Annotated in this window: 12 protein-coding genes and 1 tRNA gene; 1 reads left to right on the top strand and 12 read right to left on the bottom strand. The window is 63.1% G+C overall.

From position 1 onward, the window contains the following. The 12 genes from E5W87_RS25920 to E5W87_RS25865 all read right to left on the bottom strand — a co-directional run. Positions 1-1,650 (bottom strand): molybdopterin-dependent oxidoreductase (locus E5W87_RS25920; RefSeq protein WP_292404119.1); only part of this gene is annotated, 1,650 nt, incomplete at its 3' end. Between the two features lie 2 nt (positions 1,651-1,652). Then, positions 1,653-1,982 carry a nitrite reductase small subunit NirD gene (gene nirD / locus E5W87_RS25915; protein WP_192365460.1) on the bottom strand — a complete coding sequence of 110 codons (330 nt, stop codon included), beginning with the start codon at positions 1,980-1,982 and terminating at the stop codon, positions 1,653-1,655. A 5-nt stretch (positions 1,983-1,987) separates the two neighbouring features. Next, positions 1,988-4,438, bottom strand: coding sequence for a nitrite reductase large subunit NirB (nirB, locus tag E5W87_RS25910; RefSeq protein ID WP_292404117.1), 2,451 nt, complete (start codon positions 4,436-4,438; stop codon positions 1,988-1,990). Positions 4,439-4,455: 17 nt separating this feature from the next. Then, on the bottom strand, positions 4,456-5,697 hold the full coding sequence (locus E5W87_RS25905; RefSeq protein ID WP_292404121.1) for a nitrate/nitrite transporter: 1,242 nt from the start codon (positions 5,695-5,697) through the stop codon (positions 4,456-4,458). 115 nt (positions 5,698-5,812) lie between these two features. Further along, entirely contained in the window at positions 5,813-6,004 is a 192-nt protein-coding gene (locus E5W87_RS25900) for a hypothetical protein (RefSeq protein WP_292404115.1), read from the bottom strand. 395 nt (positions 6,005-6,399) lie between these two features. Then, entirely contained in the window at positions 6,400-7,197 is a 798-nt protein-coding gene (locus E5W87_RS25895) for an ABC transporter ATP-binding protein (RefSeq protein WP_292404112.1), read from the bottom strand. 10 nt (positions 7,198-7,207) lie between these two features. After that, complete coding sequence (ntrB, locus tag E5W87_RS25890; protein ID WP_292404110.1) at positions 7,208-8,104, bottom strand: nitrate ABC transporter permease; 897 nt, start codon at positions 8,102-8,104, stop codon at positions 7,208-7,210. 66 nt (positions 8,105-8,170) lie between these two features. Continuing rightward, a complete protein-coding gene (locus E5W87_RS25885; RefSeq protein WP_292404108.1) occupies positions 8,171-9,487 on the bottom strand; it encodes a CmpA/NrtA family ABC transporter substrate-binding protein in 1,317 nt (438 codons plus the stop codon). Positions 9,488-9,842: 355 nt separating this feature from the next. After that, positions 9,843-11,081, bottom strand: coding sequence for a CmpA/NrtA family ABC transporter substrate-binding protein (locus E5W87_RS25880; protein WP_292404107.1), 1,239 nt, complete (start codon positions 11,079-11,081; stop codon positions 9,843-9,845). A 2-nt stretch (positions 11,082-11,083) separates the two neighbouring features. Continuing rightward, positions 11,084-11,683: an ANTAR domain-containing response regulator gene (locus E5W87_RS25875; RefSeq protein WP_095484340.1), complete on the bottom strand. Its 600-nt coding sequence runs from the start codon at positions 11,681-11,683 to the stop codon at positions 11,084-11,086. A gap of 726 nt (positions 11,684-12,409) precedes the next feature. Continuing rightward, positions 12,410-12,485, bottom strand: a tRNA-Ala gene (locus tag E5W87_RS25870). Between the two features lie 172 nt (positions 12,486-12,657). Further along, positions 12,658-13,047: a TIGR02300 family protein gene (locus E5W87_RS25865; protein WP_292404106.1), complete on the bottom strand. Its 390-nt coding sequence runs from the start codon at positions 13,045-13,047 to the stop codon at positions 12,658-12,660. A 195-nt stretch (positions 13,048-13,242) separates the two neighbouring features. Here E5W87_RS25865 and aroA point away from each other — a divergent pair. After that, a partial coding sequence (gene aroA / locus E5W87_RS25860) for a 3-phosphoshikimate 1-carboxyvinyltransferase (protein ID WP_292404105.1) occupies positions 13,243-14,500 on the top strand: 1,258 nt, incomplete at its 3' end.

The raw sequence follows: 14,500 nt of genomic DNA, 5'->3' as shown, positions 1-14,500 counted from the left end.
CCTTAAAAGGGAGGGTAAGGTCGGCGCTGGCCATTGGAACGGCGCCAATTCCTCGTAGGCTTCCCCGTCGATCCCTTCGTACGCACCTATGTCGAAATCGCGGGCGCCGTCATTCTCGAATGCCGACAGCGCTGCGTGTTCAGCAAATAACTTTGACGGCGACGCATGCGAAAATGCTTCGCCAAAACCCATGCGCTTGGCCACTTCGGCGATGATCCACCAGTCGGCTCTTGCCTCGCCGGGCGTGGCCAAAAAGGCGCGCTGGCGCGAAATGCGCCGCTCCGAATTGGTGACGGTGCCGTCCTTCTCGCCCCAGGCGGCAGCGGGCAGCCGAACATGGGCGTGGCGAACCGTGTCGGTCTTGGCCAACACTTCCGATACCACGACAAACGGGCAGGCCTTGATGGCCGCCTCGACGGCATCGGCATCCGGCATCGAATCGACCGGGTTGGTCGCCATGATCCACAGCGCCTTGATGCGCCCGTCGGCTACCGCTTGGAACATCTCGACCGCCTTCAGGCCGGGTTTTTCGGCGATATCAGGCGCGTTCCAGAAGCGCTGCACGCGGTCGCGATGTTCTGGGTTTTCGATCTCCATATGCGCGGCCAGCATGTTGGCCAGGCCGCCAACCTCGCGGCCGCCCATGGCGTTGGGCTGGCCGGTCACCGAAAATGGCCCGGCGCCGGGCTTGCCGATGCGGCCGGTGGCGAGATGACAGTTGATGATGGCGTTGACCTTGTCGGTACCCGAGGACGACTGGTTCACCCCCTGGCTGTAGACGGTCACCGTGTTCGCCGTCGCGGCAAACAGGTTGTAGAAGCGGGCCAGCTCGTCCTCGTTCAGGCCCGTGGCAGCGGCAATACCGGCAAGGTCGAGCGCCGAGGCGGCGAAAAGGGCTTGCCCGAAGCCGGTCGTGTGCGCCGTGATATAGGTGCGGTCCAGCGCGTTATGCTGGCCGAGATAGGCGAGCAGCCCTGTGAACAAGGCAACGTCACCATCCGGCGCGATCGCCAGATGCATGTCGGCGATGTCCGATGTCATGGTGCGGCGCGGGTCGATCAGCACCACCTTCATCTCGGGCCGCTTTTCCCGGGCGGCGGCAATGCGCTGGTAGAGCACCGGATGGCACCAGGCGAGATTGGAGCCGACCAGCACGATCAGGTCGGCCAGTTCCAGATCCTCGTAGCTGCCCGGTACCGTGTCGGAGCCGAAGGCACGGCGGTGGCCGGCAACCGATGAGGCCATGCACAGGCGCGAATTGGTGTCGATATTGGCCGAGCCGATGAAGCCTTTCATCAGCTTGTTGGCGACATAATAGTCCTCGGTCAGCAACTGGCCGGAAACGTAGAGGGCGACCGCGTCGGGGCCGTGCTCGGCAATGGTCTGCGAGAAGGTCGACGCGACGAGGTCGAGCGCTTCGTCCCAGTCGGTGCGGCGACCGCGAATCTCCGGGTAGAGCAGCCTGCCGTCGAGATCGACCGTCTCGGCCAGCGCCGAGCCCTTGGAACAGAGCCGGCCGAAATTCGCCGGATGGTCAGGATCGCCGCGAACGGTTACCTCACCGTCCGCGGCGACCTTCGCCAGCACGCCGCAGCCCACCCCGCAATAGGGGCAGGTGGTCCTCACCTCGCGCGCTTCGCCGATCTTCATGCTCAGGCCGCGCGGCTGGCCAGCGCTTCGAGCGCAATGAACAGACGCTCGCCCTCGATCCGCACCGGAATGGTGCGCACCGCACCTTCGTCGGCGCCAAGCGCCTTGCCGGTTTCCAGTGAGATGACCCAATTGTGCAAAGGGCAGGTCACGGCTGCACCATGCACGATGCCCTGGCTGAGCGGCCCGCCCTTGTGCGGGCAATGGTCCTCGATGGCGAAGACCTGGTCCTCCGCCGTGCGGAAGACCGCGATCTTGCCTTGAGGCGTGGCGACGCAGCGCGCGCCGCGGCGCGGAATGTCTGATATCGAGCCGATTGATACCCAGTTCATCATGATCACTCCGCAGCCTGGGCAAAGCCGACCGAAGCCATCGGCCGGAACTCGTGCTTGTCCTTGCCGGAAACGCGTTCCGACCACGGGTCGACCTGGGCGAATTTCTGCGAAAAGACGAAGCGGTCGAAATAGGCCCTGCGCTTCTCGCCATCGTCCATGATCTGGCGCTTGATCTCGGCGATGCCGATGCGCTTGGCCCATTTGTAGATGCGCTCGAGATAGCGGCCCTGCTCGCGATACATCTGCGTCAGCGCCACGATATGCTCCAGCGCCTCGTCCTCGGTCTTGACCAGGCCGAGCACCTCGGTGCCCTTGATGTCGAGGCCGGCGGCCCCGGCGAAATGGATCTCGTAGCCAGAATCGACGCAGATCACGCCGACATCCTTGCAGGTTGCTTCCGCGCAGTTCCTAGGACAGCCCGACACCGCCATCTTGACCTTGGCGGGTGTCCACGAACCCCACATGAATTTCTCGATGCGGACACCGAACCCCGTCGAATCCTGCGTGCCGAAGCGGCACCAGTCCGAACCGACGCAGGTCTTTACCGTGCGCAGGCCCTTGGCATAGGCGTGACCGGAGACGAAGCCGGCCTGGCCGAGATCGGCCCACACCGCCGGCAGGTCCTCCTTGCGAATGCCGAGCATGTCGATGCGCTGTCCGCCGGTGACCTTGACCATCGGAATCTCAAACTTGTCGACCACGTCGGCGATGGCGCGCAGTTCGGCGGCATTGGTTACGCCGCCCCACATGCGCGGCACCACCGAATAGGTGCCGTCCTTCTGGATATTGGCGTGGACGCGCTCGTTGATGAAGCGCGACTGGTAGTCGTCGGCATATTCGTCCGGCCAGTCGCAGACGAGATAATAGTTGAGCGCCGGCCGGCATTTGGCGCAGCCGCAGGAAGTCGTCCATTCCAGTTCCTGCATGACGGCGGGAATGGTCTTCAGGCCCTTAGCCTTGATCAGCCGGCGGACTTCGTCGTGGCCGAGCGTGGTGCAGCCGCACATCGGTTGCACGGCCGCCGGATTGTATTTGTCGCCGATGGTCAGCACCATCAACTTTTCGACCAGCCCGGTGCACGAGCCGCAGGAAGCGGACGCCTTGGTTTGGGCGCGCACGTCGTCAAGCGAGGTCAGGCCCTTGGCCGTGATCGCGCCGGTGATCTTCCCCTTGCAAACGCCGTTGCAGCCGCAGATTTCCGCATCATCCGGCAAGGCTGCAACGGCCGCCATAGGGTCCAGGGAGGCGCCTCCCTGGTATGACTGGCCGAAGATAAGCGTGTCGCGCATTTCCGATATGTCGGTCTGCTTCTTCTTGAGGTCGTTGAACCAGGCGCCGTCGGCCGTCTCGCCATAGAGCACGGTGCCGATGATGCGGTCATCCTTAAGCACCAGCCGCTTGTAGACACCGGCCGAAGCATCGCGCAGCACGATTTCCTGGCGGTCGTCGCCCTCGGCGAAATCGCCGAGCGAGAACAGCTCGATGCCGGTGACCTTGAGCTTGGTCGGCGTGTCCGAATGGACGAAGGCAGCAGCCTCGTCGCCGGCGAGTTGGCTGGCAGTTACGCGCGCCATCTCATAGAGCGGCGCGACCAGGCCATAGACCTGGCCACTGACCTCGGCGCACTCACCGAGCGCATAAATGTCGGGATCGTTGCTGCGCATGCCGGCATCGACGACGATGCCGCGATTGACGGCAATGCCGGCTTCCTTGGCGACTGCGGCGTTCGGCCGGATGCCGACCGCCATGACCACGAGCGTCGCCGGAATGATGGTTCCGTCGGCAAGTTCCACCTGCTCGACCTTGCCGTTGCCCGTGATCGCCTGGGTGTTGGCCTTGGTGATGACCTTGATGCCGCGTTCTTCAACCGCGCGCTGCAGGAGATAGCCGGCGGCGGGATCGAGCTGGCGTTCCATCAGCGTCGGCATGACGTGCAGCACGGTGACGTCCATGCCTTGCGCGTTGAGGCCGGCCGCAGCCTCCAGCCCGAGCAGGCCGCCGCCAATGACCACAGCCTTGGCCCGCGACTGGGCGGCAAGCATCATGGCCCGGACGTCGTCCAGATCGCGATAGGTGAGCACGCCCGGCAGGTTGTGGCCCGGCACCGGGATGATGAACGGCACCGAGCCGGTGGCGATGACCAGCTTGTCATAGGGCTCGGTCACGCCATGATCGGAGGTGACGGTCTTTGCCTGCCGGTCGATGGCGACGATCTTGTGGCCCTTGTAGAGGGTGATGCCGTGCTTGATGTACCAGCCGTCGCCATGGATGATGATTTCCTCATAGGCCTTTTCGCCCGACAGAACCGGCGACAGCATGATGCGGTCGTAGTTCACGCGCGGCTCGGCGTTGAAGATGGTGACCTGGTAGCGCCCAGGCGCCTTTTTCAGGAGATGCTCCAGCATGCGCCCGGGGGCCATGCCGTTGCCGATGATGACGAGTTTTTCGGTCATGTCCTGATCCACTCCGGTCACTCAGCCGCGTAGGAAAGGCCTGAAGCTTCGGCAGACGCCGTGCGCTCCATCCGCCGGATGGAAAAATGCATCCAGGCAAGGCAGGCGGCGACGATGACGAAGAGCAGCATGAAGCAGCTCGACCAGACGCCGGTGAGGTCGTTGAGTGCGCCGAAGGCGATTGGCAGGATAAAGCCGCCGAGCCCGCCAATCATGCCGACAACGCCGCCGACCGCGCCGACACTCTGCGGGTAGTAAGTCGGGATGTGCTTGTAGACGGCGGCCTTGCCAAGGCTCATGAAGAAGCCGAGCACGCAGGCAACGGCTATGAAGGCGAGCGGGCCGATCTCGAAATGGAAGGCGATCGGCCCGCTGATGCCGCGCACGACGTAGTCTGCCGAGGGGAGAGACAGAACGAGAGTCGCGACGGCACTGACAGCGAAGGTCCAGTAGAGCACGGTGCGGGCGCCGATCCGGTCGGAGAGCACGCCGCCATAGGCGCGGAAAATACTTGCCGGAATTGAATAGGCCGCGCCGATCATGCCGGCGGTCGCAAGCCCGAAGCCATAAACGCCGATCAGGTAGCGGGGCAGCCACAGCGACAGCGCCACGAATGCACCGAAGGCGAAGAAATAATAGAAGGCGAAGCGCCAGACCTGCAGGTTCTTGAGCGGCGCGAATTCCTGCAAGAAGCTTCTCGCGGGCGCTGCCTTGCCGGCGCGGCGCTCGCGGATGACCGGATCGTCGCTGGTCGTGAACCAGAAGACGGCGGCCATGACGATGAGTGCTGCCGCCCAGATCAGCGCGACCGATTGCCAGCCCCAGGAGAGAAGCACGAACGGTGCCAGGAACTTGGTGACCGCGGCGCCGACATTGCCGACACCGAAAATGCCAAGCGCCGTGCCCTGCTTGCCGGCCGGGAAGAAGCGCGAGACATAGGCGACACCGACGGCGAAGGAACCACCGGCGAGCCCAACGCCTAACGCGGCGACCAGCATCTGTCCGTAGGTGTGCGCAAAAGCGAGCAGGAAGGTCGCGACCGCCGCCGCAAGCATGGTCGCGGTGTATACCAGCCGTCCGCCAAAACGATCGGTCCAGACACCGAGCACCATGCGCACGAGCGAACCGGTGAGGATCGGCGTGCCGACCAGCAGGCCGAACTCCGTCTCGTTCAGCCCAAGGTCCTGCTTTATGCGTACGCCGATGATTGAAAATATCGTCCACACCGCGAAGCAGACGGTGAAGGCGATGGTGGACATCACAAGCGCCTGTTGGGAAGCACTGTCCTGGCTGGGCGCGGCTGGGAGATTTGCGGTCAATGTCTGGCTCCGGTTTGCGGCGTGGGAGGCACCGCGGATATTTGTGGGTGAATGATCAGCGGCGCGGCATCGGCGCGTGCAACGAGACCGGGCTCGTCACGGTCAGGTCTTTGCTTTCCGTCTTGGCGCCGACGGGAAACAGCAGGAGCGCGGCGGTGAACAGCGCCGCCGTCAGCGCGCTGCTGGCCAGAAAATCGCGGCGCGTGAAGTCCGCGAGGGACGCGCCAGTTCCGATCCGTTTCGTCATCGTCGTCTCCGGTTGGGCGCCGCTTGGAACCAGCGCCGTCGATCGCGTAAAAACAAAAAAGCCGCCGGCCAGGTCGCGCGTCCGTCCATCCGGGATCGCGTATTGACCTGAGCGGCAGCTTTGCCTGTGGCGCCCGCCATTGGACGCCGTGTCACTTGGCCCTTGCGGACCTACATTCTAAAAAGCAGGAAGCGTGCCAATTCGACAGCGCTCTAGATTATCGAATGAAATCAATGTGAACCGCAGCCAAGCGATTTTTGACCAAGCCCGGCAGCGGATCAAAGATTAGTCAGAATGCCTTGCGCAGCAGCATAATATTTGTGCAATGCGGTAGATTGCCCATTGCCGATGCAGATTGCCAATAGTCGATGATGACGCGTTTTTCGGTCATGACCTTACTCCGCGGCTTCGACGAAGCGGTGGCGTTCGTAGAGGAACTTCAGCACCGCCTCGCGGCAGCGCAGGAAAGTCCGGTCGGAAGAAAGCTCGATGCGCCGGCGCGGCCGGGCCAGCGGCACGGCAAGCACCTCACCGATGGTTGCCGCCGGGCCGTTGGTCATCATCACAATGCGATCGGATAACAGCACCGCCTCGTCGACGTCGTGGGTGATCATGATCGTCGTCGAGCCAAGCCTCGAATGGATATCCATCACTGCGTCCTGCAGATGGGCGCGTGTCAGCGCGTCGAGCGCGCCGAACGGCTCATCGAGCAGCAGGATCTTCGGCTCCATGGCCAGCGCGCGGGCGATGCCGACGCGCTGCTTCATGCCGCCCGAAATCTCGGCCGGACGCTTGTCCCTGGCATGCGCCATCTGCACGAGATCGAGATTGCGCATGATCCAGTCATGCCGCTCGGCCCGGCTCCTGGTGCTGCCGAACACTTTCAACACCGCCAGGTTGATGTTTTCGTAGACGGTGAGCCACGGCAGCAGGCTGTGGTTCTGGAACACCACGGCGCGCTCGGGACCGGGGCTGTCGACCTCCTTGTCTTCGAGCAGGACCGCGCCGGCGGACACTCTCGTCAGCCCGGCGATCAGGTTGAGCAAGGTCGACTTGCCGCAGCCGGAATGGCCGATGATCGAGACGAATTCGCCCTTGTCTATGGTCAGCCGGATGTCCTTCAGCACCTCGCTGACCTGGCCGCCGCGGGCGAAGGATTTGTCGATATGGTCGAGTTTCAGGTAGGCCGTCATCGCCCTCTCCTCACTTTGCCGTTGTGCCGCGGGTGACAAAGGCGCCGACCGCCGCGACCAGGCGGTCGAGGCAAAAACCGGTGACGCCGATATAGGCGAGCGCGACGATGATGTCGGGCAGCCGCGACGAATTCCAGGCATCCCAGATGAAGAAGCCGATACCGACGCCGCCTGTCAGCATTTCGGCCGCGACGATGGCAAGCCAGGACAGGCCTATGCCGATGCGCAGGCCGGTGAAGATGTAAGGTGCCGCGGCCGGCACCATGATCTTCACGAAGAATTCGAGCTGGTTGAGCCTGAGGATGCGGGAGACGTTGCGGTAATCCTCTGGAATGTTGCGGACGCCGACGGCGGTGTTGATGATCACCGGCCAGATCGAGGTGATGAAGATGACGAAGATCGCCGACGGGCTGGAATCGCGGAAGGCGGCCAGTGACAGCGGCAGCCAGGCGAGCGGCGGCACGGTGCGCAGAATCTGGAACACCGGGTCGAGGCCGCGCATCGCCCAGATCGACTGGCCGACCAGAGCGCCGAGCGCGACGCCGACGATTGCAGCCAGGCCGAAGCCGATGGCGACGCGCTGCAGCGAGATCAGCACCCGCCAGGCCAGTCCGATGTCCTGCGGACCATAGTCGAAGAACGGATGGGCGATCAGATCGTAGGCCTCGTTCCATACCTGGCTCGGTGGCGGCAAGCTGGCATTGGGCGACGAACAGGCGATCTGCCAGATGACCAGCATGACGGCGATAACGACTGCCGGCGGCACCAGCGTACTCGCCAGTTTGCCGGCGATCGCGGCGGGATCGAAGCGGCGCCTCACCTTGGCGGTGAAAGCTATGACCTCTGCGGGCTTGGCAGGCTTGGGGAACGCCTTCACCTTGCTGTCCTCGATGGCTTGGATAGACATTTCGCAAAAAGCTCCTTGAGCACGTGGAGTGACAGGCGGCGCCAACGGCGCCGCTTGCCGTTGACGTCAGGCCGATGCCTTGATCTTGAGGCTGTCGAGATAGGCGGACGGGTTGGCCGGATCGAAGATCTTGCCGTCGAAGAAGGTCTCCACACCGCGCGACGAAGACGCCGGGATATCGGCCGCCGCGACGCCGAGGTCCTTGGCCGCCTCGCGCCACAGATCCTCGCGGTTGACCTGATCGACCAGCGCCTTGATGTCGGTGGTCGGCGCGAATTTGCCCCAGCGGATGTTCTCGGCGAGGAACCAGCCGTCGTGGCTCTTGAACGGATAGGACACGCCGCCCTTCCAGAACTTCATGTAGAGGTTGGTGCCGGTGGCAACGCGGTCATTGCCATAGTTGATGTCGCCCTTGAGGCGGCCGATGATGTCGGCGGTCGGCACGTTCATCCATTGCCTCTTGCCGATGATCGCGGCCATCTCATCCTTGTTTTCCATGGCTTCGCACCATTGCTGGGCTTCCATGACGGCCATCAGGATCGCCTTGGTGGCGTTCGGGTTCTTGTCGATGAAGGCGGCGCGCAAGCCGAGCGCCTTTTCCGGATGGCCCTTCCAGAGTTCGCCGGTTGTGGCCGCGGTGAAGCCGACGCCCTGGTGGACGAGCTGCTCGTTCCATGGCTCGCCGACGCAGAACACGTCCATGTTGCCGACCTTCATGTTGGCGACCATCTGCGGCGGCGGCACAACGATAGTCGACACGTCCTTGTCGGGATCGATGCCGCCGGCGGCCAGCCAGTAGCGCAACCAGAGATCATGGGTGCCGCCCGGGAAGGTCATGGCGGCCTTCACCTCCTTGCCTTCGGCCTTCTTGGCCGCGAAGGCGTCCTTCAGCTTGGAGGCATCGAGGCCGACGCCGGTGCCGGCATATTCCTGCGCGACGGAAATCGCCTGGCAGTCGTAGTTAAGCCGCGCCACGATCGCCATCGGCATCGGCTGGTTGTTCTGCGTCACCTTGCCGGTATGCATCAGGTAAGGCATCGGCGTCAGGATATGGGCGCCGTCGATGCCGTTGGCTTCGCCGCCAAGCATCAAATTGTCGCGCGTCGCGCCCCAGGAGGCCTGCTTGAGTACCTCGACATCGGGCATGCCGAATTTTTCGAACAGGCCCTTCTCCTTGGCGATCATCAGAGGCGCCGCATCGGTCAGCGCGATGAAGCCGAGCTTGGCGCCGGTGACTTCCGGGGCGGCAGTAGCCGCATAGGCGCCAGAGGGCAGCAGCGCACGCGCGGCCGCCAGGGTTGCCGCGGTGGCAGCACTTGCCATCAGAAAATTGCGGCGGGTCATGCCCTCGAGAGGGGCTTCAGTCTTGATGCGTTTCGTCATCGTCGTCTCCCGTTGGGCACTGCTTGGGATCAGCGCCGTCGATTGCGTGTTCGGTCAAAACAAAAAAAGCCGCCGGCCAGGCCGCGCGCGTCCGTCGGGGATCGCGTGTTGACCTGAGCGGCAGCTTTGCCTGTAGCGCCCGCCATTGGACGCCTGTTCCGTGACCCGAGAAGAGTCTGCTTATTGCAAAGCAGGAACCGTGCCAGTTTCGGAATGGACGACAAACATGAATGAGATCAACGGCATGCCACAATCGTGGGCGCGCTGGCCCGCTGGGCGAGCAAGCCAAAGATTGTTCATTAGCGCAGTTGCACGCATAATTTTTGTGCAATGCACAAGAATGGCGCGAAAATGATCAGGCTTCGGCGCGCGCCAATTTCTGCCTGGCAATGTAGGCGTCGATCTCGTCGGGATCGAATATCTGGCCATCGAAGAAACCATCGGGGCCGAGCACCAAACTGGCGCCGGCGGAGCCGACAGGTGTGGCAGACGCCAGCGCGCCCTCGACCTTAGAATTGGCGCCGGGAAGTGCGACGCCGAGCGGCTTCAGCGCCGACCGGTAAAGATCGGGGCGGTAGCAGTCGCGGGCAATAGCGAGGTTTTCCGGCGTGTGCGCAACATGCCGCCAGCGCACCATCTGTGTGTAGAACCACAGCGCATGGCTCTTCCACGGAAAGTTGGCGGCCTTGTCGAAGGGCAGGAAGAAATCCTCGACCGTTCGTTCCGCGCCGCCACCCAGCGCAAGATGCCCGGTCAGGATCGGCATCTGCAGCGCCGGCGAAAGGCCGAGAACGGAAGGCTGCGCCATCAATGCGGCCAGTTCGCCGCGGTTTACCGGATCCTGGCACCAGCGCGCGGCGTGATGAAGCGCGCGCAGCAGGGCCGAAAGGGCTTCCGGGTGTTTTTCGGCCCAGGCCTTGCGCACGCCGACGACTTTCTCGGGGCTGGTCTTCCAGATGGTGGCCTTGACCGTGGCGATATGGCCGGTGCCGGCGACGACCGAGGCGCTGTTCCAGGGTTCGCCGACGCAGTAGCCGTCGATCCTGCCGGCGGCGAGCGCGTCGGCCATGAAGGGCGGTGGCACGATGACGATTTCTATTTCGCGCGACGGATCGATGCCGCAGGCCGCGAGCCAGTAGCGCAGTTCGTAATTGTGTCCCGAGTGCGGATGCACGACCGCAAAGCGCAGCGGGTCGCGACCGGCATTTGCCCGTTCACGGATCAGCGCTCCCAAGGCTTTGCCGGCTCGCGCCGGATCGAGGTCGGGCAACGCACCGTGCGCGGCCATGCCCGCCCAAAGCGTGTTCGAAACCGTTACGCAGTTGCCGCCCAGTCCCAGCGAGAACGGCACGATCGTGTCGGAGGCGAGTGGGGTGAGCCCCAGATTGCAGGCGATCGGCATCGGTCCCAGCATATGCGCCAGATCGAAATGCCCGATTGCGATGCGGTCGCGGATGTTGGCCCAGGATGTCTCGCGACTGAGCGTCAGGTCGACGCCTTCGCGCGCGGCAAAGCCGATCTCCCTCGCTGCGATAAGAACCGCGCTGTCGAAGAGCGGTATGAAACCGGCATTGATCTGGTATTCGGCCGCCATGCTCAACTCTCTCCGGGATCCAGAAGGCCTGCGGCCGTCACCAGACTCTGCGCGATTTCGCTGATTTTGCGGTTCTGGTTCATCGCGGTCTTACGCAGAAGCGCATAGGCTGCGTCCTCCGACAGGCCGCGCGACCTCATCAGGATGCCCTTGGCGCGGTCGATGACCTTGCGGTCCTCCAATTCACTGCGGGCTTCTTCCAGTTCGCGCGCCATCCGCGAGAAGGCGTTGAAGCGGCTGATCGCCATGTCGAGGATCGGCTTGACGCGCTCCTGGCGCAGCCCGTCGACGACATAGGCGGAGACCCCCGCTTCCACCGCAGCCTCGATCGAAGCCTGATCCGACCGGTCGACGAACATGGCGATCGGCCGCTTCACCACGCGCGAAAGCTGGAACATGTTTTCAAGCATGTCCCGGTTCGGATTTTCTAGATCGATGACGATTACATCCGGTTCGATCTCGGCGATGCGCCGCGCTATTCCCGCAACATCGTGAACGACCGTGACCTGCTCATGCCCGGCTTCCCGCAATCCCGCCTCGATAATGGAGGCGCGGATATGGTTTTCGTCGATCACCAGGACGGTGAGGGATTTCCGGATCATGCCGTATTTTGCGCACGCCGCGTGATTGTGCAATGCGGCACAGCAACAATCGACGCAGTCATCTCTTCAAATTCAGAGGGACCACCATATGTTCGGGAGGCCGACCCGTTAAGCTTCTTTAAATACCGTTCACACGGTCTGACTTTGTTTTTGTATCCGCTGCGCTATCTTCCAATTGCGAACCTTGTCTCGCTGGCTAGAAGATTGGAGGTTTCCATGGATCGGCGATCATTTTTGACAGGAATGTTTGGCCTTGCTGGGGCAGCAGCCCTTGTGAGCGCAGTTCGGCCCATCAACGCAGTAGCCGGTGTACCGGACGCCAGAAGCGGCATTCTCGATGAACTCGACGCGCCGGACATAGAGACCTTCGAGGACGAAGATACTGAAGCAGAGCCGGTCCGCCATCGGCGGTGGCACCGCAGGCGGCGGCGCAGGCGGCGCGCTTGGAGAAGGGCCTGCCGTCGTTACTGGCGAAATGGCTATCGGCGCGTCCGGTGCCGTCGCAGGCGTGTTTGGGTCTGGGATTGGTATTATTAGCAAATAGTGTGCTGAAAACCCCGGTGGGTTGCCGGGGTTTTCGCTTCAGGCGACCGCTAGGAATCCTGCGGCGGATGTCACCGCAAGGTGTCGACTAGCAGAAATTCAGCGAACAGGGGGACCGACCGGTTTTGTGAGGCCTGCCAGTGATAGGCAGGCCCAAAGAGACTGATTTCCGTAGGAGAAAACTGGTGGAGCCAATCGGAATCGAACCGACGACCTCTTGAATGCCATTCAAGCGCTCTCCCAACTGAGCTATGGCCCCACTTCCGGCAGTCTACCGGCGCCGTTGCCGGCGAAGAGATCCGGCGCGGGCTGAGACCGCGCCGTTAGTGCAGGCGGCTTCTAACCCCGCCTTCCGTCAATATCAAGCCTTCAAGAGCGGCTTTTTCTTAAGACGCCGCGAAAGTCGGAAGGCGCTCGCGTCAGAGGCCGGATCAGACTTCGTCGTCGTCGTCGCCGACGCCGATCATGTCGGCGACATCGTCGTCTTCTTCTTCTTCATCGGCGAGGAAAGTGTCGTCGTCGTCGTCGCCGATATCCACATCGTCCTCGTCATCGCCGAGATCGGGAAGATCGTCGGCTTTCGCATCCTCATCCGCCTCTTCGAGCGAGACGACCTCGACGCCCTCTTCCTCCTCGGCGTCCACTTCCTTCTCGGCAACTTCCTCTTCCTCCTCGAGGGGAGCGACCTTGCCTTCCTCGAAATAGGAACGTGGATAGCTCTTGCCGGTATAGGGCGAGACGACCGGATCCTTGTTCAGGTCGTAGAATTTTTGACCCGTTTCGGGGTCGATGCGTTTGGTGCCAAGTTCGGGTTTTGCCACAGCAAGCCTCGTCGATGAAAGTTTGGTCCCCATAACCACAGTTTACGGCGCTGTCAAAGCCTAAAGCCAACGTCATAAATCCGCGTGTTGAGAGAGCTCTTGCGAGGGGATGACCATTTCGGTCCGCCGTGATACGAGACCGCCCAAACCAAAAGAAAAGGCCGGCTGCCGGCGTTTGATCCCAGGGAAAACCCCATGTCGCACACTGCCGCCCCGAAATCGGCCACCGCTCGCAAATCGTCAGCGCTTTCAGGCACGGCGCGGGTACCCGGCGACAAATCGATCTCGCACCGCTCGTTCATGTTCGGCGGCCTCGCCTCCGGCGAGACCCGCATCACCGGCCTGCTGGAAGGCGAAGACGTGATGCGCACGGGCGCGGCGATGACGGCAATGGGCGCGCATATCGAGAAGCACGGCACCGAGTGGGTGATCCGCGGCACCGGCAACGGCGCACTGCTGCAGCCGGAGGCTCCGCTCGATTTCGGCAATGCCGGCACCGGCTCGCGCCTCACCATGGGCCTGGTCGGCACCTATGACATGGAAACGACCTTCATCGGCGACGCTTCGCTGTCCGGCCGGCCGATGGGCCGCGTGCTCGAGCCGCTGCGCCAGATGGGCGTGCAGGTGCTGAAGGCGACGCCCGGCGACCGCATGCCGATCACGCTGCACGGCCCCAAGCATGCAGCGCCCATCACCTATCGCGTGCCGATGGCCTCGGCGCAGGTGAAGTCGGCGGTGCTGCTTGCCGGGCTGAACACGCCCGGCGTCACCACCGTCATCGAGCCGGTGATGACGCGCGACCACACCGAGAAGATGCTGAAGGGTTTCGGCGCCAATCTATCGGTCGAGACCGATGAGCGCGGCGTGCGCCACATCTTCATCGAAGGCCAGGGCAAGCTCACGGGACAGACGATCGCTGTGCCGGGCGACCCGTCCTCGGCCGGCTTCCCGCTGGTGGCGGCGCTGATCGTGCCGGGCTCGGACATTACAATCGAAAACGTGCTGATGAACCCGACCCGCACTGGGCTGCTTCTGACGCTGCAGGAAATGGGCGCCCGGATCGACATAATCGACCCGCGCAATGAAGGCGGCGAAGATGTCGCTGATCTGCGCGTGCGCTATTCCGAGATGAAGGGCGTCACCGTGCCGCCCGAGCGGGCGCCGACGATGATCGACGAATATCCGGTGCTGGCTGTCGCGGCCAGTTTCGCCGAGGGCGAGACGCTGATGCAGGGCTTGGAGGAGCTGCGGGTGAAGGAGTCCGATCGGCTGTCGGCGGTGGCCGAAGGGCTGAAGCTCAACGGCGTCGACTGTACCGAAGGCGAGGCGACGCTGGCGGTGCGTGGAAAACCCGGCGGCAAAGGGCTCGGCCAATACCCCAATGGGCACAACACTGTCGTCCAGACCCATCTCGACCACCGCATCGCCATGAGCTTTCTCGTCATGGGACTCG

The sequence above is a fragment of the Mesorhizobium sp. genome, from assembly GCF_004962925.1.
Lineage (GTDB): Bacteria > Pseudomonadota > Alphaproteobacteria > Rhizobiales > Rhizobiaceae > Mesorhizobium.
Note: the sequence above shows the minus strand (reverse complement) of the source record. Positions and strands in the feature narration are given on the sequence as shown.